Annotated in this window: 14 protein-coding genes; 6 read left to right on the top strand and 8 right to left on the bottom strand. The window is 55.3% G+C overall.

Annotated elements, in window-relative coordinates; genetic code table 11:
- Window positions 1–16: 16 nt before the first annotated feature.
- The 4 genes from R3C20_11260 to R3C20_11245 form a co-directional block, all read right to left on the bottom strand.
- The gene (locus R3C20_11260) at window positions 17–1,135 is read right to left on the bottom strand and encodes a hypothetical protein (GenBank protein ID MEZ6041078.1); all 1,119 of its coding nucleotides are present in this window, start codon (window positions 1,133–1,135) and stop codon (window positions 17–19) included.
- A gap of 31 nt (window positions 1,136–1,166) precedes the next feature.
- A complete protein-coding gene (locus R3C20_11255) occupies window positions 1,167–2,330 on the bottom strand; it encodes a hypothetical protein (protein MEZ6041077.1) in 1,164 nt (387 codons plus the stop codon).
- A gap of 218 nt (window positions 2,331–2,548) precedes the next feature.
- Window positions 2,549–5,959, bottom strand: coding sequence for a DUF4332 domain-containing protein (locus tag R3C20_11250; protein ID MEZ6041076.1), 3,411 nt, complete (start codon window positions 5,957–5,959; stop codon window positions 2,549–2,551).
- Window positions 5,960–6,021: 62 nt separating this feature from the next.
- Window positions 6,022–7,227, bottom strand: a complete 1,206-nt coding sequence (locus tag R3C20_11245; protein MEZ6041075.1) for a hypothetical protein — start codon at window positions 7,225–7,227, stop codon at window positions 6,022–6,024.
- 414 nt (window positions 7,228–7,641) lie between these two features.
- On the opposite strand from R3C20_11245, the gene rfbA reads away from it, so the two are divergent.
- On the top strand, window positions 7,642–8,517 hold the full coding sequence (gene rfbA / locus R3C20_11240; protein ID MEZ6041074.1) for a glucose-1-phosphate thymidylyltransferase RfbA: 876 nt from the start codon (window positions 7,642–7,644) through the stop codon (window positions 8,515–8,517).
- Window positions 8,518–8,579: 62 nt separating this feature from the next.
- Here the strand turns inward: rfbA and R3C20_11235 are convergent, their stop codons facing one another.
- Window positions 8,580–9,506 (bottom strand): hypothetical protein, encoded by a 927-nt coding sequence (locus R3C20_11235; GenBank protein MEZ6041073.1) that lies wholly within the window; start codon window positions 9,504–9,506, stop codon window positions 8,580–8,582.
- Between the two features lie 213 nt (window positions 9,507–9,719).
- Complete coding sequence (locus R3C20_11230) at window positions 9,720–10,109, bottom strand: hypothetical protein (protein ID MEZ6041072.1); 390 nt, start codon at window positions 10,107–10,109, stop codon at window positions 9,720–9,722.
- A 308-nt stretch (window positions 10,110–10,417) separates the two neighbouring features.
- Here R3C20_11230 and R3C20_11225 point away from each other — a divergent pair, with 308 nt between their 5' ends.
- The 3 genes from R3C20_11225 (at window position 10,418) to R3C20_11215 (ending at window position 15,923) form a co-directional block, all read left to right on the top strand.
- Window positions 10,418–12,088, top strand: a complete 1,671-nt coding sequence (locus R3C20_11225) for a sulfatase (protein ID MEZ6041071.1) — start codon at window positions 10,418–10,420, stop codon at window positions 12,086–12,088.
- 68 nt (window positions 12,089–12,156) lie between these two features.
- On the top strand, window positions 12,157–13,911 hold the full coding sequence (locus tag R3C20_11220) for an FHA domain-containing protein (GenBank protein ID MEZ6041070.1): 1,755 nt from the start codon (window positions 12,157–12,159) through the stop codon (window positions 13,909–13,911).
- Complete coding sequence (locus tag R3C20_11215; protein MEZ6041069.1) at window positions 13,908–15,923, top strand: helicase C-terminal domain-containing protein; 2,016 nt, start codon at window positions 13,908–13,910, stop codon at window positions 15,921–15,923. The genes R3C20_11220 and R3C20_11215 overlap by 4 nt, the downstream gene beginning before the upstream one ends.
- Before the next feature lie 220 nt (window positions 15,924–16,143).
- Here R3C20_11215 and R3C20_11210 read toward each other — a convergent pair whose 3' ends face one another.
- Window positions 16,144–17,118 carry a MoxR family ATPase gene (locus tag R3C20_11210; protein MEZ6041068.1) on the bottom strand — a complete coding sequence of 325 codons (975 nt, stop codon included), beginning with the start codon at window positions 17,116–17,118 and terminating at the stop codon, window positions 16,144–16,146.
- A 337-nt stretch (window positions 17,119–17,455) separates the two neighbouring features.
- Between R3C20_11210 and R3C20_11205 the strand changes: the two genes are divergently transcribed.
- Both R3C20_11205 and R3C20_11200 read left to right on the top strand, forming a co-directional pair.
- The gene (locus R3C20_11205; GenBank protein ID MEZ6041067.1) at window positions 17,456–18,325 is read left to right on the top strand and encodes a 3'-5' exonuclease; all 870 of its coding nucleotides are present in this window, start codon (window positions 17,456–17,458) and stop codon (window positions 18,323–18,325) included.
- A gap of 222 nt (window positions 18,326–18,547) precedes the next feature.
- The gene (locus R3C20_11200; protein MEZ6041066.1) at window positions 18,548–19,360 is read left to right on the top strand and encodes a formylmethanofuran dehydrogenase subunit C; all 813 of its coding nucleotides are present in this window, start codon (window positions 18,548–18,550) and stop codon (window positions 19,358–19,360) included.
- Window positions 19,361–19,389: 29 nt separating this feature from the next.
- On the opposite strand, the gene R3C20_11195 is transcribed toward R3C20_11200, so the two are convergent.
- Window positions 19,390–22,308: a PSD1 and planctomycete cytochrome C domain-containing protein gene (locus tag R3C20_11195; protein ID MEZ6041065.1), complete on the bottom strand. Its 2,919-nt coding sequence runs from the start codon at window positions 22,306–22,308 to the stop codon at window positions 19,390–19,392.
- Between the last annotated feature and the right edge of the window lie 144 nt (window positions 22,309–22,452).

Genomic DNA, 22,452 nt, shown 5'->3' with positions numbered 1-22,452 from the left:
TTCGATTGGGCATTGTTCAGCGAGTACGCGCTTCGCCGAGCATGTTAGTCAGTCTTTCGAGTTTTTCATGGAGCTCACGCACTTCGCCGCGTAATTGTTCGATCTGTTCCGACAAATGGTGAATGGCCTCGACCGGTGGATGGTCCGGTCCGCCATTCCGATGCTGCATACGATCAAACATGCGCTCCATTTCTGCCGCCTGTTGCCGCAGCTGGTGAGCCATGTCCTGAAGGCCGCCCTGTTGCAGTCGTTCGGCCGCCTCATGCAACGCATGAATTCGACGCATCATCTGATCCGGACTATCTCCTTCGTGACGAGGTTCGTGACCAGCTTCATGACGGCGGCGTTCCATCTGTTCCCGCTCCAGACGTGCTCGCTCCATCTGTTCTCGTTCACGCCCTTCTTGTTCACGTCGTTCCTGTTCACGTCGGTGATTGGCCATTTCCTGTTCGTGATGAGCGATCTCATTCTGGTGTTTTTCCCGAGCCTCCAGTTCTGCCCGTCGCTTAAGGAGCTGCGCACGCTGAGCTTCCGCAATCTCCGGCAGTCTCTTCGCCGGGGTTTCCCCTGCTGCCCTGATGACCCGTTCTTCCTCAACAACAATTTCTTCACCCGAGGGATCTTCGCTCGAACGACGGATCTCAATGACTCGCATTTCGTGGCCGGGATTTTGTTGCTGCTCAGCCTGACGCTTCATCGCATTCAACAGGCGTTTCTTAGTCTCTTCCGCTTCATCAGGCCGATCGTTTCTGATGGCATCAACAAGCTTTTTGCGCAGTTCACGGACCTCGTTCTGGAAATCTTCAGTTACATCATCTGTTGCTTGTGGGTTTTCCGCTTTGTCACCAGATTCTGAATGAATGACACGGACTTCGATTCTCCCCGGCTTTGCTTCGATGAGCGGAACGGTTTTGGTTCCGCCTTCCCTCTCCTGCTTCTCTGCGCGGATTCGTAGTTGCCTGGTCTGGCTTTTCTCGGTTTTCTCAGCAGGCTGATCAGCATCTGGCTCTTCAGCCTGAACGACGACGGCCGAAGCCACGACTTTCTTCGCATCGTCCACAAGCGGCCCGGTGGTCAGAAAGACATTGGCCACACTGAACAGTCCGGTTATCAGTAATTCGCCTGGCGGGAACATAACAGGGCCTTTTCGTAAAGTTGCAGGGAGATTATTGGCGCCCGGGGATCACGTGAGCAAATCTCTGACGAAATGCACGAGATTCATTCGCTGTTGATACCCACAGGAAGCATTGTCCGGCTTCATCGCACCGCACATCAAGCCCCATGTTGAATTTGTCCCCAAGCGTTTGAAACATTCGATATGGCGACAGACGGTCGCGTTTGCGGGAGTACTGGAGTGAGCCCACGTCGATACCAGCCGCCTTCAGCTCCCAGGACGAATAAAATGGTTTCAGATGGATTCGTTCCGCGATGACCTCGACCAGACCATCAAATTCCACCGCATCGAGCTCAAAATCGATGGACTTAAACAAGTCCGGCATCACAGAAATTAACGGTTCCTTCGTCTTCCAGCCGACCGGCCAAAGGTTGTCGTCTTCACCCCCGGCATGCACTTCAATGACGTATTTCCCTGGCTGCTGCGATGCGAGCGTTCGAAATCCCAGGCCGTACTGCGAAAGAATGACGGCAAGAGCGGTTCCGCGTGACATTCCTGTCAGTTGCATCGGCAACTCATTGATTTTGTCATTTCCGGCCTGCGTCAAAGCCGCTTCTCTCGCAGAGTCTGCGAACCTCAGCTGAAAGACCGGTGACAACTCCATGGATTCGATTGCTTCGACGGCACTGCGCGTTTCGATCTGTTCGGCGACTGGTTCAGCCAGCAGACGTGTCACAAAAGCAAACTGTTCATCGGTTAGCCCCCACGTCGGATTTTGATCCGGGGGACCCGCCGCGCCATAGACACGAACCTGCTCAACCATATCCACAAGGGGGGCCGGGGCGGTCATGCTGAACTTCTGATCCCGGACGAGAATTCGCCCGTCAGGCTCCATAATACCGACGATCAAAGCGGTAAGACCAACGGAACGGTCAACGTTCTCGACGCGGGTTCTTTCGCCAGGTCGTCCGTCTCTGAACTTTACATTCAGGCCCAGTTGCTGAAACACGCGGCCCCATTTCTGGGCCTGAATCCGATAATTTGGCAGCGGCTGAGTCAGCACGTCGAACTCAATCGAATATCGCGGAGTGCCTTCCTGACGTTCATCCGCCCAGTTCTGGCGGGTACCTGAGTCGATTAAACCCGCAAGCAGAATCAGCACCAGCATCCTTACCCCGGATAACGAATGAAACAGGCGAGTTATGTTTTTGTACATGAGGCAGCCCCGGTTGGCAGGATGCTTAAAAAAGCCCGACTGCAGCAAGCAGTCGAGCTCCTGATGGCGCGAATATCCACTACTGTCGTCCCTGATACAGACGTCCCTGATACAGGCGTCCCTGATACAGACGTCCCTGATACAGACGTCATTTTTTTAAGGCGTCATTCTGGTACGACGTCATTCTGTTCGGTCACGCCCGCGCGTGTGGATCAGGCCTACGCAGCACGAAACGCTCGGGCACTTCCCGCCCATCGGATCCAGTCACTCACCTCTTCCAGGTCCGGCTTGCGGCCATTGCGAATGATGCGTTCACCTTCCCGTGAATTCGCAAATGGTTCGACAACCGAAAGCAGCTCTTCCGGAACCCGGTGAGACAAATCTTCCGGACTCAGCACTCCGCACGCGACCAGTATCTGCACATCGTGTCCACGAAGCTCCGGAACCTGGCACATAAGCCGCGCCTGAGCCTGCCACAATTCGATGACCGAGCCGGTAATACGACGATGATTCATCTGCATCGCAAGAGTCTCTGCACTGATCGTCAAGAGGTCGTCAACAGTCCGAACTCCAAGAGCGTAGAGACTTTCCGCAGTCCGGGGACCGATGGACGGGGCTGCTTCGACATCGCTCGATCGACTCAGAAAGAAGCGAAGATCCTTGCCCTCGACATTGGCCAGCATCACTGGACGTTCAATCACCGCAGTGCGGTCAGTTGTCGTTCGGACCGAAGATCTTCCGGCATCGCGTTGTGTTTCTCGTGCCTGATCTCCCCTCTGTGTGCTCTCAGAACCCGTGCGCATGGATCGCGATTGAGCGGCCAGACGGCGGCGGCGAGCCAGCCGACGTGCCCGACGCTGATTCACATCGCGATCGGTACTGAGCAGCGGCCTGCGACGTGATGTGGAAGATGCCTGACGAATCCGGTCCCGACGAACCAGCCGCTGAGCGTCGTCCTGGCTATCCGGAGTTCGGGCGATGCGTGTCGAACTTCGGTGACTGAACCGTGAACGCTGAGCTCGCGCTTCTGACAGCGATCGGGCATGCTGGCCCCATCGCGCCCAGTTGATCGCCTGTTGGCGATCAATTAATCGGCCGGCCCGCCGAAAGCGGCTGCCTGCCTCAGAACGCTGGAAGGCCACAATTCGATCGTAAACCGTCTCAGGCCGCATCGACTTCAAATCGTCCACGGAACGGATTCCCGCTGCGAACAGAAGAGCAGCATCGCTGCGTCGAAGCATCGGTACGCGACAAGTCAATTCGGCCTGACCCCGAAACGCCTGCAGGCGTTCGCTTGCAACCGAATATCCCGCCTGCTGCAAAGTATCATTCAACTGAGAAACCGTCCGCTGCAACAGATCGTCGATCTGATGAATCCCCGCAGCTCGCAAGGCTTCCAGCTCTGCCAGGGTCACGCCAGCAAGGTCATCAATCCCGTGATCGACTTCCAGATAAAACAACCAGTTTGTGCTTCCGGGAACACTGGGCGTGGATGCCACTGGTGGTGATGGAACCACGACAGCTTCTGGAGCGGGAGGCGGTACGACGACCGGTTCCGGCACGACCATTCGAACCGGCCGAACTTCTTCCACGTAAGCCTTCAAAACCGGCTGAGGTGCAGGCGGCACAACTCGGTTCCCAAACGTCCGGACGTCTGCATGGAAGCGGATAAATAAATCTCGCACATCCTTCTGACATGTGAAGAACACAATCTGCTGACCTGCTTTTGCGAATTCCGTCAGCAGCTCCACAACAGCTTCTGCCCGATCATCGTCCGAGGTGATAAACACATCGTCCAGAATGAGTGGCACGTGTGAATTCGTTTCACTGCGCACCCTGATCAGAGCAAGCCGCAGTGCCAGAGCCACCTGATGGCGAGTTCCACGACTCAGCTGCGAAATGCTGAGCGGTTCGGGTCGGTCTGTGAAAGCAACCATGATTTGCGGACCGGGCGATGATGACAACAGCAACTGCGAGCACTGTCCATCAGTCAATCGTCGGATATAGACGGTTGCCAGTTCAAGAACTCTGGGCTGGCAACGAGCCTTCAGTCGTTCAATCACTTCTCGCAGATTGCGTTCGGTGTGATCGAGCTGTCGTCTGCGATCTTCCAGCAGTTCAATCTGAGCGTCGATTTCAGCAATCTGACTGCGGAGCATGTCGATTTGCTCCAGTGTTGCTGCTGCAGCCAGCTCGCTCCTCAGCCGTTCCAGCAGTGCACGGCGAGTATGCCGGGTTTCTTCGTGCTGACCCCTGTCGGCGACCAGTCGGGTTCGCTCCGCACGCAGTCGAGTCAGCTCTGATTCAACATCGTCTTCTGACCGCAGCCGGGTCCCATAAGCATGCGGAGAAGACCAGGCATCCTGGTGCAGTGAATGGCGGCAGGGATCCGGAGAAACCGGGATGGCAGCATCTGCCAGGACATCGTCTGATCGATTCAGCTCCGCTCGCAAGGCAGCAATGCGTTCCTGAATGAGCAGTTCCATTTGCGACGCGTTCGTCAGACTACGTTCAGCAAACAGCTGTTCAAGTGATTCTTCATGCATCGCCACCGCGTTTTCATGCTGCGAAAGGTACCGGCAAAGCGTTGCTGTTTCCGCCTGCAGCTGGCGGACTGCTGACGCTTCACGCTTCCAGTCCGATTCCGTCCACTGACCCTCCCGACTGGTGCCGGCAAGACTCTGAACACGATCTTCCAGCCGCGCAACAAGCGCCCGCACCGACAACAAAGAGTCGTGCGGGCGAAGATCGGTTTCGCTGCTGAAATGCGCAACGTTTGTTTCACGCGCGATGCTTTCGCGAATGGATCGCCAACGATCCAGCCGCGACGAGAGCGTCCGAATTCGCGCCTCGATCGCTTCCCGATCCAGCGGCAGCGTGTTGCGGCGACGAAGCTCTATCAGAAGTTTTTCAAGTCGGTCAATCTCTGCATCCAGCTCTCGGAGACGCACGTCAATCCGATCGATCGATGCCGTCAGGCCCTCAATCTCACGAATCAGCGCCTGAATTCGTTCGGGCAGGTCTGCAGCGGGGCGGCGAAGTCGAGCGAGCTCATCCTGTAAACCATTCTGTTTGCGGCGAAGTTCTGCAATGCGTTGGGCAATGCCCGCCTGTGCGCCATAGCCGTCTCGCTCGCTGATCGCCTGCTGCAGTGCAAGTTCGGTCGATCGAATTTCGCTTTCCAGTGACATTGTCCCCATGCCGGAATCAAGGCACAGTCGCGTCAGCAGATCGAAGCGGTCAGCCTCGTCGTAACCCACGCTGAAGACTTCACGAAAAACGTCGGCATTGACCCATGCCGGAAGGTGATTGTCCTGCCGCGGGGCCAACTGGCCGGCAGGCAGCTCTGTCACCCGGAACGATTCTGCTCCCGCCACATGTCGCGTTCGGTTCAGATCGTAAAGGCCGGAACCCGAACGGAAGCGAAGCGATCCACCCTCGGCTACCGAAGAGTTACTGAACGCCGAGGCATCATGAAAGCCGGAAAGTAATCCGCGTACAAATTGTACGACCGTGGTCTTTCCACAACCATTGGGGCCCCAGAAAACAGTAATCCCTTGTGACAGTTGATTCAGATGGATATCCGACAATGTTCCAAAGCGATTCAGGTTCAGATCTTGAACGTACATAAGTTTGGCTCATCCTTCGCAATATGTTGAATGTCGTCAGGAACGAATGCTGCGACCGCGGGCTATGCAACACGGGCCAGCAGGTTCAGCCCCGTCACCGTGTCAGCACCAGAATGTCGTCCGCGGATCAGTTCTGTTGTTCCGGAGGCAAAAGTGTTTTCGTGAAGGTTGTTTCGTTCGGCCGATACCTTCAGAAACTCCTGAACGGCCAGTGAGCTTCCTGGGGCCGCAGTGAACGCCGCATCACTGCTGTATTGAATTCGTCTTGGCCAGATTCCGGAATGCCCGGCCTGCATCTGATTGCGGAGCTCTTTCAGTAGTGACGTTTCGTCCAGATCACCAAGTCTTCGATTTTCCGACTGAAACAACCCATCAACAACCCAGTCGATGACAAGTGTTCTGCCCGTTGTACTGGTCAATGAACGGCTGCATTCGGCGAGTTTTGAAACCAGCCCCGCCGATGTCATGGGTTGCCTGCTGTTGATCGTCTCCCGAACAAATCGGAACGTATCTGTTTCGCAGAATCGCGCCGTCAATGTCTGGTGCATCGTGTCGGCCTCGACAATGCGGCACCCAAAAACGCCCTGTTCGGATGGGCCAACAGCTTGTGGCGCACCGGCAGTGACGGTAAGAGATCGCGCCGTGGAGTACCCGGTCGCAGTCTCACCAGAAAGCCGTTCCGACCCCGCAGCCCCGGGCGATGGACTGGCCTTGATCCCGGAGACCGTCACATAACGCAGTTCCCCGGTTCCCGCCACCCTGTTGGACCGCTCTGGTGTCTCGAAGTTTTGTGTGTGGTTCTCCAGCCAGAACGACCTGTCCGTCCTTCGAAGTCCCGCAGCATGGCCGGACGAGTCGCGATATGAACGAACAGCGTGCACATGGTGCTGAATTTCGTTGTGCGGATTCTTCCATACCTCAATCACGTCGTGCGGCTCACACAGAATAGCCCCCAATGGCAGCAGGGCCGCCTGTTCGCTGCGTTTGTAGCCAGTCAGCACCAGTTGAATGCCCGCCCCGCGCAACTGTTCGGCATGGGGAAGCAGCCAGCGAACGGCAGCATCAAGATCCTGTTCCGATTCGGTCAATCGTCCAGCAATCAGAAGGAAGTCGCAACGGGCGGCCGCCGCAGTTTCGAAGAGACTGACCACGGATCGCCGCACGGCAGAGGCAGCCGCCCGACGAAGCCAGTCCGGACAATCGGCAAGCCCGGACAATGGCGAAGCCAGGCGAAGGTGATCGGAGTGTAAGAATCGGATTACAGACATCAATGCCTCCCTGCATTGAAAAAGGATGCCGACAAACTTCACGTCGGCCACCAGGCAAAAACAGTATCCCAATGCAGCAAATTCGCCGAAGAATCCTGAGATAAGATGTCAGGACAAACGGACCTGCCTGCACCAACACAGGCAGCGATTCTGCTGAGCCCATGGCAAGATATGCAAATCACGGGACTCAGGCTAGGGCATTTCGGCAGTTTCTGCCGGACTCCAGCCAGGTGTGTGGGCCGGTTTGAACTGGCCAGTCCCGTCATCACACTGCGATTTCGGATCTGCCCTGAACACGGATCGGTTCAGAAATACGGGGCCGATTTCGTATGGAAGGTTGTGTTTGTTGTGTTGACGGCGAAATGATGCCGAATTGCTGCCTGTTTCCCCTTCTTTCAAACGGTACGTGTTCTCATGAGCTACTTCTCCAAAGGAATCATTCTGGCAGGAGGGACAGGGTCCCGCTTGTTCCCGCTGACACTTGGGATCAGCAAGCAAATGGCCCCCGTTTATGACAAACCGATGATTTACTACCCACTGTCAACTTTGATGCTGGCGGGCATTCGGGAAGTGCTGATCATCAGCTCACATCGGGATCTTCCGGGTTTCCGAAAGCTGCTGGGAGATGGTTCGGCCTGGGGAATGGCATTCACTTATGTCGAACAACCCAGGCCGGACGGTCTGGCACAAGCCTTCATTCTTGGAGCCGATTTTATCGGAGACGATCATGTCGCTCTCGTTCTGGGCGACAATATTTTTTACGGCCGGGGCTTTCAGGGCACTCTCATGGGCGCTGCATCGCTTGAACACGGCGCGACGATTTTCGGATACGAAGTTCGCGATCCCAAAAGCTATGGTGTGGTCGAGTTCGACAAGACCGGCAAAGCCATTTCACTGGAAGAGAAGCCCAGGCAGCCTCGATCTAATTTTGCTGTTCCAGGTTTGTACTTTTACGACAACGAAGTCGTTGACATCGCAAAAAACCTGAAGCCATCCGCGCGAGGAGAGCTGGAGATCACAGACGTCAATCGGGAATACATGGCTCGCGGCCGGCTTCACGTCGAAATCCTGTCGCGAGGTTTTGCGTGGCTGGATACAGGTACACACGATTCCCTGCTTGACGCGGGAAATTTTGTTGCGGCGATCGAAAAGCGAATGGGTTTAAAGATCTCGTGTCCGGAAGAAATCGCCTGGAGGAAGGGACTGATCACGCGTGAACAGCTGCTCGCTCTGTCCAGTCAATTCCCCAATGAATACGGCGAGTACCTGAAACACGTCGCTGGTAAGTAAGAAAGCCCACGACCGCAGCCGAGGGCTCATCCCGTCTTCAGAAAAACAACGACCGGCGGCTTTCACCTACGGAATAAAGCGGCTGACTCCGCGTCCCCCAGATTCAGCTTGTCGACGTCGATACTGTCGATCGCAGGTGGACTCGGCTGCGCCTGATCGGGTGCCGCAGCATTCGGGACGGTATTCAATTCACCTGTCCCCGGTGCAGTTGGTGTCACTTGCGTTGTTGTGACCACAACAGGCTGGAGTTCTGATCGACGGAGAATCTGCACATTGTTCAGTTCGTCACTTTCGATCAATTCGTCAAAGCTGTCCACAGCGACGACCAACACGTCAAACGGACTCCACTGTGAACCCAACGGCTGTGAACCCAACGGCATATTCATCGCTGAGGCTGGCAGCTGAATCTGCAACTGCTGGTGTTCACAGGGTTCCATTCGATGAACGAACGTTGTCGCACTGGGCGAATGCACGTGGATGGTCCCCAGCACTGCCACAACCGAGACTCGAAAATTCCCGATCGGTACCTGGCTGTTGTTGTGCATTGTCACCTGGATCACCGGTCCACAGTCAGGGGTTCCTTCCGAGACTAGTTGGACGGACTGAACCGAGAGATCTCCAACCGACACTGGTACTGAAAATTGAGGCATGAGCACTTGCTGCTGTTCGCCGCCGACACCCATTTGCTGTCGCATGCGGTTTCTCATCAGCAGGTCAATCACATGTCCACAATAGGACGAAGGGATACCCAGAACCTGATCCGAACGATTTGAATGGACAACGTCCGGTGAAACCACTGGCTGGTTCACCTGATTGGTCGTTGTCGGACTGACGTCTGGACCAGATGTGATGGCTGTGGTGCCAGGGATCTGTTGCCCGGCTGGCGGCATTCCCGAATCTCCCGGCATCTGGGCAATAGCGGCCTCGTTGCCGGCGGCCGCCATGCATCCGAGGATCACAATTGAAAAACATTTATTGGCGAGTCGCATGACAGGCTCCTGGATTTAAAGGACGTAAAACAACGAATGAAGTATCAGAACCAGATAGCAAACAGACGGCGAAACGAAGAAAGCCCGGCGGCCGCATACGCAGTTCGCCGGGCTTCGCTTGAAACGCCGAGTTCTCGGCTGAGCAGGCTTGGTTACAGGGCCGATCCAGCAACCCGTCAGACGCGTCGCCTTCCTGAGCCCTGCAGCCAGCTGTTAGTGACAACCCCAGTAGTAGTTGTAGACGGGTGTCGCGACGTAGCTGCAGGTGTACAGCGGTCGGTAGCAGTAGTAGCTCGTGTAGTTGTAGTATGGCTGGCAGCAGTTCCAGCCTCGGTAGCAGGAGTTCCAGCAGTGATTTCGGTAACCCCATCCACCACACGAGTAACCCATTCTCCGGAAGCATGCCTCCACCGCGTCCGTGCCACTTTCGGTGCCCGCGTCTTCGGTCAACTGATCGACATCAACGTCGAGTGCGGTGTCGAGGACGTTCACATCAGCATCAGCAATCGACGCAACATCGATGTTCAGATCGTTGTCGTCCGCGTTGACGTTTGCGACAACCATGGCCATTGGCAACATTGCAAAAAGGATTCGCTTCAGCATTTCTCTTCTCCAGATCCGGCATGTTTGAAAGAAGGGTCTCGCAAGTCTGCCGGTCTCTTGCGTTCCCCAGTGTTGTTGATACTGAGCTAAGCGGAGACCCTTTAGATCTGTTACAAATATTTTTGACGGCCTTTCCTCAATGGATCCACGGGCAATACGGCTCGCAATCCCATGATGATCTTCCCGGGACTTGCTGAATGGGCCGCGTTTTGACAGAGTTCCAACATTGCCTTTCTGTTCATTTGGTTCGGAGATGCGGTCCCTGTTTTGAGGGTGTCGAACCGTAATCCGCTGCCAGGAGATCCTGGATGACTGCTGTTCTAAACCGTTCTGCTCTGCGCCATACCGTTCTTATGGCAGCCCTGATCACCTGTTTGCCCGCAGTACTGACGGCTGCGGAGCCAAAAACAGATCGCCCGAATATTCTCTTCCTGTTCGCGGACGACTGGGGGCGTTACGCAGGGATTTACTCAAAAGAAGACGGTCGCCCCGGAATCAACGACGTCATTAGTACGCCAAATTTCGATGCCGTCGCGAAACGCGGCGTTCTGTTCCGAAATGCTCACGTCAATGCCCCCTCATGTACCCCATGCCGGAGCTCACTTCTGTCCGGGCAATACTTCTGGCGTACGGGTCGAGGAGCCATTCTGCAGGGAGCCGTCTGGGACAGTTCAATACCCGCGTGGCCATTGCTTCTGAAGGAATCCGGGTACCACATTGGTAAATCGTACAAAGTCTGGAGCCCGGGAACCCCTGCCGACGCTCCATTCGGCGGGCAGCAATTTTCGTATCAGAAGGCTGGGGGCCGCGTCAATCAGTTCTCCCAGACTGTGACCAGCATGGTCGCAAAAGGAACAGAGCTGGAAGACGCAAAACAGTCGGTACTAAACGAGGTCCGCCGGAATTTCCAGATGTTCCTTGAGGACCGGGAATCCGAATCACCATTCGCATTCTGGTACGGTCCAACCAACGTCCACAGAAAATGGATCAAGGGATCCGGGAAGAAGCTGTGGAACATTGAGCCGGATGACCTCAAGGGAAAAATGCCGCCTTTTCTTCCAGATGTTCCCGAAGTGCGCGAGGATCTGGCCGACTATCTGGGCGAGGCCCAGGCATTTGATGCAGCCATCGGTGTGTTTCTGGAAGAATTAAAGAAAGCAAATCTCTACGACAACACGCTGATTGTCATCAGCGGTGATCATGGCGCGCCTGGATTTCCGCATGGAAAATGCAATCTGTACGACTTCGGGACCTCTGTCGCTCTGGCAATCGCCGGTCCCGGAGTGCCCGGGAATCGAGTTGTCGACGATTTTGTCAATCTACCCGACCTGGCGCCGACTTTTCTTGAGTCGGCCGGTGTCGAAATTCCCAGTGTGATGACGGCCAGATCTTTGTGGCCCACGCTCTCTTCGTCAGAATCCGGACTGGTTGACAGGAATCGAACCTGGGTCGTCACCGGGCGTGAGCGCCACGTGGAGATGGCACGCGCTGGCTACCTGCCTTACCCCCAAAGAGCCCTTCGAACCAACGACTACCTGTACATCATCAATTTCAAGCCCGATCGGAACCCTATGGGAGATCCCTACAATCTGGGGTCAAATACTCCCCCTACAGTGGAGGAACTTACGGAATCCACGTTTGTAACATTCCCGGATGAGGACGCAGGTCCAACAAAGGCATGGTTAGTTACAAATCGGGACGATCCCATGTGGAAACAGATCTACAGTATGGCGTATGGTAAGCGACCACGTGAAGAACTCTACGACCTGCGGAAAGACCCTCATCAGGTTGTCAACGTTGCTGCGGATCCTGCGTATGAACAGACTCGACAACGTTTGAACAACCAGTTGATGGAAGTGCTCACCAGTACCAGAGACCCGCGGACAATTGATGACGGTGCCTTTTTTGAAACTCCGCCAATGGCCGGAGAATTACCCGATGATGTTCCCCATCCGAATAGAAAACGAAAAAAGAAGTAGCGTCCCGCTTCAACAGCACTTTAAGTTTCAAACACCGCGATGATACTCCCACGGAAAGTGCGTTCGTAATGGCTGTTCTTCAGGAGATCTCCAATGGAGAGCGCGGTCGCACAGTTGAATTACGAGGCTCAGCCATCCTGATTGGCAGGGACGAACACTGCGATCTGGTGATCTCGTCTCAGGCAGTGAGCCGTACCCATGCGCGTATCGAAAACGATGCGGGGCGCCACTTCCTGCTGGACCTCAACAGCCGCAACGGGACCTCCCTGAACGGTTATCGTCTTCACGACCGTCAGGTGCTGCGCAATGGTGACCTGCTCAGTTTCTCGACGATCCAGTTCATCTATCTCACCGGGTCTGTTCTGGATGAGGAATCGGAAAGCGGCGTTGGATTTGCCGTCGGCCCCACTGAAGTCAAGGACGGCATGACTGGTGATTCGTCCATTTACAGGGAGATCGTTCAGAGTGGCGATCTTGTGTTGACCGCGAAAGCCGGCGAAGGGGTTCGCGATTCCCGCATCACCGTTCAGGTGGCAATGTCACTCACAGAATCTGCGCCCATTATTGCCGCTGAAGCCACTCGCAAGCTTCAATCGACCTTCAACACAATCCGAGAACTATGCAGTTCGGAAAATCCAACAGACTTACTGAGCCGATTCTCTCGCCTGCTGTTTCTTGAAATTCCGGCGACGGAACGCATTACGGTCGTCCATACTCCACTGAATTCTGACCGCTACCGTGTTCTTCAATCGAAGAGTCGATACGAAAATGATCTGAACTACCTCTGTGTGCCGCTGATCACCTACGCCGCCACGACTCGCAACGCCGTCCTGTATGTGGACGAGTGGAATCTGTCTGACCTGTCGTCGCCACGAATGGAGGACCTTTCTCACCGGTTCATCATGTGCCTGCCCATGCTGGATTGCGACAACCAGTGTCATTCGGTCATTCAGCTGGAAACCAGCCGCAAGAACCAGCCATTTCAGCCCAGAGATCTCGAATGCCTTGCCGTACTGGGACACGTAACGGCATTTGCTCTGAGAGTGATGATCAGGGCTGGTCAACGCGGGCGAGAAGATCACGAAGTTCGACCAGCAAGTGCAAATATGCTTTCCGGAAGTGGATTTCGAACCGTCTTTCGCGCATTCACCGCGCCAGCTGCGCAGCAGAGAGTCTATTCCGGGAGCCGGGTCAGCCCGCATGGTGTTCGTTTTGCCACTGTGTTCACGCTTGCTTCAGCGCTCGACAGCACAACCATCGTCAGCAATTTCCTCTCAGCAATTCAGGCTGGACTGGCGATGGCCAGCAGTGTTCATGCTGCACTCAGTCTGGCACAGGCAAGGATGGCTCCGCTGAATTTTGAATCTGTTGTCGTTGCCGTCTTCAATGAGGCAGGCACTCAGGTTATGGTGTACGGCACTGGGGCGTTTGGTGTTTATCACCACACACTGAAGCAGGAGGGGGAGGGGGCTCAAGACGGCAATCGCGATCTATTGGGTATTCTCACGCCGATGGACACCGACGTAGCTGTCACGATGGCCCCGGGCGACTCACTCTTATTGATGAACGATGTTCTTCATTCGCAGATGAATCATCTACCAAACGGCTCAACAAGTTCGCTGGCAACCGCCGTGAGCGTCGCGCTGGAAAACCCGGTTACGTTCGATCGGGCGATGGAGATTCATTCTGCTGCATCCCTGGAAGACGGCAATTCACAACCGACCGTGATTGCAATGATTCACTTGTTGACTGATAAATTTGTCACTGCTGATCAGCTTCTGATGGACGCGGAAACGGAAGGCGCCGATCAGGCAATCGAATGACGGATCAAATCTTCTCCGTTCGCGACGTGCTTGGTGATCAGGGCCTGATTGCCAGGCGACTGGCAGCATACGAATCACGTACCGAACAGCTCGATATGGCAGAAGCTGTCTACGACGCGATTCGACGTCGCAAACATCTGATCGCTGAAGCCGGCACTGGCGTTGGCAAGAGCTTCGCCTATCTTGTTCCGGCGATTCTGGCAGCCCAGCACGCATCGATGTCAGAAGACAGGAAACATCGTGTCATCATTTCCACACACACGATCAGCCTGCAGGAACAGTTGATTCAGCAGGACATCCCTTTTTTACAAGCAGTTCTTCCCGCAGAGTTTTCTGCAGTGCTGGTCAAAGGACGTGGCAACTACATCAGTCTTCGACGTCTGGCCAAGGCCAGAGAACGCAGCAGCCAGCGGACCATGTTCGATGGCGATGGACAACGCAGCCTCTCACAGATCCTTGCGTGGTCTCAAAAAACCACAGACGGCAGCCGCGCTGATATGTCGTTTCGGCCGCAGCCCGAAGTCTGGGATGATGTCGTCAGTGATCACGGTGACTGCCTGGGCAAGAAATGCCCTTCGCACAACGACTGTTTTTACTACAAAGCTCGACGCCGCGTCTGGAATGCTGACGTACTGATCGTCAACCATGCACTGTTTTTCTCGGACCTTTCACTCCGACGTGACGGTGCCAGTATTCTGCCCGATTATGACACCGTCATCTTTGACGAAGCACACACGATCGAATCCGTCGCAGCAGATCATCTGGGATTCAGCATTTCAGAAGGCCAGGTCGACTACCTGCTGAACAAGCTCTATAACGATCGGTCCCAACGCGGCATCCTGATCGTTCACAAACTCAATGATGCCCAACAACAGGTTCGTCGCGTTCAGCATCATGCTCAGACGTACTTCTACGCGGTTGATGACTGGTCACGACGATTCAGTCGATCCAACGGTCGCCTCGATCGCCCAGTCGACATACCGAATGATCTGACCGCAGAACTGCGAAAGCTGGGACAGATGATCCTGCTGGCCAGCGAACGCATGGTCAATGAAGGAGATCAGGTTGAACTGGCATCGGCTGGAAACCGCTGCATGATGATGGCCGAGACAATTGCGGCATGGGCACAGCAACGTACCACCGACAGCGTTTACTGGGTCGATCGGTCAGGGACCACCAAACAACGCATTACGCTGATGAGCGCGCCGGTTGAAGTGGGTGCGATTCTCCGGGATCAGCTGTTTAATGAAGTTCCGTCGGTGATCCTTGCCAGTGCGACCCTGGCCACCGGTTCGAAAGATTTCCGATTCTTCCGGTCCCGCATTGGACTGACCGATGGCAATGACATCCGCCTGGGAAGCCCCTTCGATTATCGTCACCAGGCCAGATTGATCCTCTCGTCCGGCATGCCGGACCCTGCAACCCACGCCAAAGCATTCGAACAGGAGTGCTGCCGGCGGATGCAGCGACATCTAAAGGAAACGAATGGCCGGGCATTTGTCCTTTTTACCAGCTATTCCATGATGCAGTTCTGTGCCGAGCGACTGGCGGGCTGGTTCGCTGACAACGACATGACCCTTTATTGTCAGGGCAGGGGTTTGCAACGATCAGCCATGCTGGACCGCTTTCGAAACGATCCGCGAGCCGTACTTTTCGGGACGGATAGTTTCTGGCAGGGTGTGAACGTTCCGGGGGACGCACTTCAGAATGTCATTATCCCCAGGCTTCCCTTCAGTGTGCCGGATCATCCACTTCTGGAAGCAAGACTCGAAAAAATCCGGGAACGCGGTGGCAACCCCTTTCAGGAATATCAGATCCCGGAAGCGGTGATCAAGCTGAAGCAGGGCTTCGGGCGGTTGATTCGACATCGTGAGGATTCCGGACGCGTCGTCATTCTCGATCCCCGGGTTTTGACGAAGCCGTACGGCCGACTGTTTATTCAGAGTCTGCCCGACTGTCGCATCGAAATCGACAACGGCGAATCGATCGATCCCATGCCGATGGATGATTAGGCTGTCGACCATCTGAACGACGACTCCGGCAACCTCATCGATTCCCGGCCCGGCCTGAGAACCTCAGCCGCCGCGTGGTTCTTCAACGCGAAAGCCTCACGTCCTCTGCAGTCGCTTTCATCACCGGTTTTACCGATGTCGCCAACTTCACGGATGGCTGACGGATCGTCAATACACTTGCGATCACAGGTTCGACTGACGGACTTCCTTCTCTCCGAAATCAGCCTGGCTGCACTTTCCGGCGGGCGCGTTCGTGAAGCTCGACGGGAACGAACTTCAATAGACGGTCGATCACCGTATCCGGTGTGATGCCCTGACTGGCTGCGGCGTACGTCGTCATGATGCGGTGCCGAAGCACGGGCTTTGCAACGGCTTTGATGTCGTCCGTTGTGACGTGAAACCGCCCCTGCAGCAGCGCATGAGCCCGTGCGCCAAGTATCAGAAACTGACCGGCACGAGGACCAGCTCCCCATGAAATGAGTTCTTTGATAAACGGCGGAGATTCCGGTTCGCCAGGCCGGGTGGCCCGAACGATGTCGCGGGCGTAGACAAAATTGTATTCGGCACAGGGTACTCGCCGAACAACTTCCTGCAATGCCTGAATCTGCTTCCCTGTCAGCACCGGATTGACCTCGGGTTTGTCAGCACCGGTTGTCTGTTTCAGAATTCGCAGTTCCTCAGCAGCAGTGGGGTAGCTCACAACCACATTGAACATGAAGCGGTCCAGCTGTGCTTCGGGCAGTGGATAGGTTCCTTCCTGTTCGATTGGGTTTTGGGTCGCCAGAGTGAAGAAAGGTTCGGGCAAAGCGTAGGTTTCAGAGCCCACAGTCACATGACGCTCCTGCATGGCTTCGAGCAGGGCTGCCTGAGTCTTCGGGGGCGTTCTGTTGATTTCATCTGCCAGCAACACGTTTGTGAACAGCGGCCCCTTAATAAACTGAAAGACTCGACGCCCCGTCTCCGGATCATCCTGCAGCACATCGGTTCCGGTGATATCTGAAGGCATCAGGTCGGGGGTAAACTGAATGCGTCGGAACGACAATTGAAGTATGGAAGCGATCGTGCTGCAAAGCAGTGTCTTGGCCAGTCCCGGGACCCCCACCAGCAGACAGTGACCTCTGGAAAACATGGCAATCAGCAACTGATCGACCACATCATCCTGACCAATGATGACCTTCCCGATTTCATGACGCATGCGCTGATACGCGACGGTCAGACCGCGGATAGCCTGTTCTTCCAGTTGATCCACCGGCATGGAGGGGGATGTGTTATTGGGGCGGTTATCAGACATGCGATGGTTGACGGTTGGGGAGGAACGGTGGAGTACATTCAGTTTGGAGCGAACGAACGACCATTTTTCAGCGTACGCTGGTTGGGTTTGCAATTCACTCGCTGCAAACAGCCCATTCGATTGCCTCGAGACGCATTTATCGTCAGCATTGGACACAACACGCCGAGGAATTGAAAGCGGACAGCAAATCGCTGGTTCGAATTCGCAGCAAGAGCGATTCAGGGTAAGGATAGAAACAGAAATGAGCGATGTTCGATACCTGATTTTCGATGTCGAGGCTGTAGGGGATGGTGATCTCATACAACGCGTCCGATACCCGGATGAAGAACTGACACCCATCGAAGCCGTTGAGCGTTATCGCAAAGACCTTTTGGAATCGACCGGGCGAGACGTCATTCCACCCACTTTCGTACAACCCATTTCCGTGGCCGTCGCGAAGGTCGGCGGTGATTTTCGCCTGAGGGATCTGACAGTTCTGGATGCACCTGAATTTCGACCATCCGAAATCACACGACGTTTCTGGCAGGGCTGGCAACACTACGATCGTCCTACACTCGTCACATTCAATGGAAGGGGTTACGACATACCCGTCCTGGAACTCGGCGCGTTTCGATACGGAATCAGTGTGCCCGCCTGGTTCAATGTCGACTCGCGGTCATTTGAACAGTCACGGAATCGATACAACCTGGATACACACATCGACCTGCAGGATTTTTTTTCCAACTTTGGTGCAGTGCGGGTCAGCGGTGGCCTGAACATGCTCGCAAATCTTATCGACAAACCTGGTAAGTCGGGCATTGATGGCTCTCAGGTTCAGGGGCTCTATGAACAGGGGCACGCAGACAGGATCAACGACTACTGCCGTTGCGATGTCCTGGACACGTACTTCGTTTTCCTGCGGACTCGGGTGCTTGTCGGAAAGATCACCCTCGAAGAAGAAAAGGAACTCGTCGCGGAAACGCGGAACATGCTCGAAGAACAGGCTGACCGCCATCCTGCTTATCAGCACTACCTGCAATTCTGGGACAAACGTCTTGAGCATCGACGTGCCTGGATACTCGCGGCCACAGTGGACGTCATCGCCGCAACCACCGTCGCCGACCAGCCCTGACTGGCCGTCAGATTTTCAGTTTCTCCGTTAATTCTCAGGCCACGTAACGATGCGCAGGGAGCAAAGGCACCTTCAGCAAACAAGGCCTGCTTCGACCCCAAATCGGGCAGACCAGCGATGTCATGTGTTACTCGCCCCGATTTCCGGGTAAGATTGAGCTCGATCACACTGAGCGTTCTTAGTACCGTGAACTCGTCCCTCCGGAAGCCACTCGATCGAACGATGCCAACCACTTTCCATCTCAAACAACAACCTGCAGTTCCCCTCGAAGCAGAGGTCCTTTCGCCGGATGTCATCTGCCCTCTTTCAAACGCTGAAATCCGAAAGCTGACGATCTACCACGGTAAGCGGCAGGTACCACTGGAGGAATTCTTTGACGTTGAAGGGGACGGCAGCGATGATCTGGTGCTGCACGGAACGACATCCAAGCTCCGCTGGGTCGGCAGAGCAATGACGAAAGGCTCGCTGACCGTCTTTGGTGCTGTTGGGATGCACCTGGGCGCCTATATGAAAGGTGGGCGGATCGAAGTCCACGGTCATGCCAGCGACTGGATCGGCGCCGAAATGAAAAACGGTTTCATCCATGTCCACGGAAACGGCGGCGGTCAGATCGGTGGTGGTTACCGAGGTTCGCTGCAGGGAATGAAGAATGGCCTGATCATTGTCGATGGATCGGCCGGACTGGAAGTGGGCCTCCGCATGCGCCGAGGAACCATTGTCCTGGGCGGGCCAGCTAAAGATTTCACCGGATTGCAGATGAAAGGTGGCACCATTGTCCTGATGAGTGGCGCTGAGATTCGTACTGGGGCCTGGATGAATCGTGGCACCATCATTTCTCTCAAACCACTAACCATGATGCCGACCTTTGCAGAATCCAACCAATTCAATCCCACCTTCATGAACTTGTATGCTCAGCATCTGAAACAGCATGGTATCAATCTTCCCTTCGACGTCAGCGAAGGCTGCTACCAGCGTTACTCCGGAGATCTTTCCGTACCAGGAAAAGGTGAAATTCTGGTGTGGCAGCCCGCGTGATCCACATCGCCTGATCCACACCGCGTGATTCAATCGACGTACAGGAATTCTGCCGAGTTCAGGATCGTGTGGCAAAACGTCGCCAGCGCGCGACGATGATCCCCGCCCCACGCTGTCTCCAGCTCCTTCAGCGCCGACATTCCCAGCGCCATTTCCTCGTCGTCCGGAAGACGTGACAATGCCATCTGGTACACGCGACTGATCTCATCAGCCAATCCCGAACTGGCCCCCGACGTCGCTTCCAGAATTCGGTCGGCAAATGACGCTGCCAGTTGGTGCAGTTGCTGCCCGTTTGACAACATCAGTGCCTGAAGCGACACCGTGGATTGACTTCGATTGACGCAATTGGGGCCCATGACGGGGTAATCAAAGGTCGCCATCAGCGACGGTATTTCTGTCCGCCGATACTGCAGATACACACTGCGACGCCAATGACCATCAGCCGTTGGCTTTGTGCTGACAAGCCCATCGTGATCGACGGAAATAAAGTCCGGCGGGCCACCCTCTCGCAAGTCCAGGCGACCACTCACCGCCAGAAACGAATCTCGAATCGCTTCTGCATCCATACGATGGACGTTCATGCGTGATAACAAATGGTTTTGAGGATCCAGATCCAGATGCTGCTGGGTCACAAGACTCGCCTGCTGATAAGTACGGGAATTCATCAGGCGACGGTGCAGCGACTTGATATGCCAGGCGTCCTGCTCAACAAACGTCAATGCAAGCCAGTCCAGTAATTCCGGATGTGTTGGCCGATCACCTTTCACACCAAAATTTTCAAGTGACCGAACGATGCCTGAACCAAAGTGGTGGAACCAGATACGATTGACGATCACTCGGGCCGTGAGAGGGTGGTTCGGCTGCACCAGCCAGCGAGCCAGCGCCAGGCGGCGGCCCGTCTTCGGGGTACCATCAGGGAATGGCGGTTCAACAACAAAGGGCGTCTTGCCATCCGTCAATACCATGGGCACACCAGGCCCTACCAGTGGACCAGGTTTTTCGTGTTCGCCGCGCCGCAGGACGTAAGTGGGAGATGGCTCTCCTCGATCCCACAACGCCCGAATGCGGAGCGGTGGCTCCAGACGAAGCTGAACTGCTTCGATCTGGTCGTTGAAGTCGGCGACCTGTCTTCTTGCCTGCTTTACCGTTTCGGGCTGAAGGTGATCCGGGATAATCTCAGCCGATTGAAGCATTTCCACCAGAACGCGCTGGGGAAGAGAGCGATTATTGTCTGCAATCCTCAGCGCCTGGAGAGTTTCCTGCCGATCGGATTCTTTCTGTTCCGGATAATGCTCGCGAAGCAACTGCAGCTTGACAACCGTTTCGGCCTGGGCCAGCTGAGCCTTCAGCTTCTTGAGCTGAGCCAGTAGCGGCGGATTCACTTCCGCCACCCGTTTGCGTCGAGCCGCCGTATCGAATTCGATCGCGCGGTTTCGGAATGTCAGCCAGTCATGTTCATCATACGCTCCCTGGAACACGGCCTTCAGACGATAGTAGTCACGTTGGGGGATGGGATCATATTTGTGTGAATGACACCGAGCGCATTCCAGCGTGAGTCCCAGCACACCAGAACCCAGGACAGCAATGGCGTCGTTGATGACGCCCAGGCGTTCGGGTACGAAGTTCATTGTCCGGGAACCCGTCTGGTCGATACCCATCCGAAGAAAACCCGTCGCGATCAGATTGTCGACCATCTGTTCGGTCACGTCTTCGGCAGACGCCGCATCACAATCCTGCAATTCATCTCCCGCAAGCTGTTCCAGCAGGAACCGATCATATGGTTTGTCAGCATTGAATGATCGAATGACGTAGTCGCGATACTTCCACGCAACCTCACGGACAGGATCCGCTGAAACACCTCCTTCAGAATCAGCATAGCCCGCGACATCCAGCCAGTACCGCCCCCAGCGTTCTCCATATCGGGGTGATTCCAGCAAATGGTCCACCAGCTGCGAAAACCAGTCTTCGTCCTGCATTTCTCTCCAGCGACGCCATTCTTCAACGGTCGGCGGCAGGCCTGTCAAATCAAGACAGGCGCGGCGAATCAACGTATCCCGATCCGCGCGTGGGGAAAATTGCAGGCCAGCCGCCTGGAGCTTTGGCAGAATAAAATCGTCAATCGAAGTCGCCGTTCGGGTCGTAACCGGTGCGCGAAACGCCCAGTGCGTCCGATCTTCATCTGTCACCGAAGGATCCGGTTCATTTGTCGCAATATCCGGCTGGATGTCGTATTCAACGGCTCCTTCATTAATCCATTTTCGAAGCGTGTCTACCTCGCCGGCGGAAGGACGTTTGACGAAATACTTCAACAGTTGATCTCGCGGCGGACAGGCTTCGGTTTCAATCCTTTCCATCATTCGGCTCGCACCGGCATCACCAGCAATCAGCACAGGGCCTGACTTCCCCCCCGCTTTCATTGACGCAACGCTTCGCATGTCGACACCACCCTGCTGCAGGCGAGCACCATGGCACGCGGCACATCGCAGCAAAACGATCGGCAGCACGTCGTGCTGAGTCACCCTGATTGATTCTGTTCGTTCGGCGGACTTTGCACCTTCTCGAAGCCATTGCTGAATCAACAACCGCTCGTCATTCGCAAGGGGTGGTTCACCTTCCGGCGGCATGCTGCCGCTTTCGATCATGATCCAAAGCAAACTGTCGCCGACGGTTTCGGCAATCAGAGATTCGCCCGATTCGCCGCCGCGACGCAGGTCCGACATGGTGGCCAGATTGAGTTCACCTTTCTGAACGGTCTCGCTGTGACACTTGCCACATCGAGAGCTCAGAATAGGTCGTATGTGAGATTCGAATGTCGCGGCCGGCGCTTCTTCTTCACTGGTGAACGTTGTGCATGCGGCACCAAAGGCAGCAGCGGGCAATCCACACATGATGGCGAAGACAACCACACAGGTGGCCAATTGATGAGTCAACAAACGTTGGTATCTCATCAGAAATTCCGAAGCACGGGGCGGGGCGTACAAACAGGCAGGCCGTGAATCATGACAGCACGAACCCTCATAAACAACGTCGTTACCGAAAAGCGGACCTTCTTTCAGGTGGTTCTTTCGGAAATTATTTTCCAGCGCAAATGC

The organism is Planctomycetaceae bacterium (assembly GCA_041398825.1).
Classification (GTDB): domain Bacteria; phylum Planctomycetota; class Planctomycetia; order Planctomycetales; family Planctomycetaceae; genus F1-80-MAGs062.
This window is presented reverse-complemented; position numbering and strand designations above follow the sequence as displayed.

Coding starts and splice junctions, on each gene's coding strand:
- R3C20_11230 (MEZ6041072.1), bottom strand. CDS start 10,109: ATGCTGAAGCGAATCCTTTTTGCAATGTTGCCAATGGCCATGGTTGTC.
- R3C20_11210 (MEZ6041068.1), bottom strand. CDS start 17,118: ATGCGTCATGAAATCGGGAAGGTCATCATTGGTCAGGATGATGTGGTC.
- R3C20_11260 (MEZ6041078.1), bottom strand. CDS start 1,135: ATGTTCCCGCCAGGCGAATTACTGATAACCGGACTGTTCAGTGTGGCC.
- R3C20_11205 (MEZ6041067.1), top strand. CDS start 17,456: ATGAGCGATGTTCGATACCTGATTTTCGATGTCGAGGCTGTAGGGGAT.
- R3C20_11215 (MEZ6041069.1), top strand. CDS start 13,908: ATGACGGATCAAATCTTCTCCGTTCGCGACGTGCTTGGTGATCAGGGC.
- R3C20_11195 (MEZ6041065.1), bottom strand. CDS start 22,308: ATGAGATACCAACGTTTGTTGACTCATCAATTGGCCACCTGTGTGGTT.
- R3C20_11225 (MEZ6041071.1), top strand. CDS start 10,418: ATGACTGCTGTTCTAAACCGTTCTGCTCTGCGCCATACCGTTCTTATG.
- R3C20_11235 (MEZ6041073.1), bottom strand. CDS start 9,506: ATGCGACTCGCCAATAAATGTTTTTCAATTGTGATCCTCGGATGCATG.
- R3C20_11220 (MEZ6041070.1), top strand. CDS start 12,157: ATGGCTGTTCTTCAGGAGATCTCCAATGGAGAGCGCGGTCGCACAGTT.
- R3C20_11255 (MEZ6041077.1), bottom strand. CDS start 2,330: ATGTACAAAAACATAACTCGCCTGTTTCATTCGTTATCCGGGGTAAGG.
- R3C20_11200 (MEZ6041066.1), top strand. CDS start 18,548: ATGCCAACCACTTTCCATCTCAAACAACAACCTGCAGTTCCCCTCGAA.
- rfbA (MEZ6041074.1), top strand. CDS start 7,642: ATGAGCTACTTCTCCAAAGGAATCATTCTGGCAGGAGGGACAGGGTCC.
- R3C20_11245 (MEZ6041075.1), bottom strand. CDS start 7,227: ATGTCTGTAATCCGATTCTTACACTCCGATCACCTTCGCCTGGCTTCG.
- R3C20_11250 (MEZ6041076.1), bottom strand. CDS start 5,959: ATGTACGTTCAAGATCTGAACCTGAATCGCTTTGGAACATTGTCGGAT.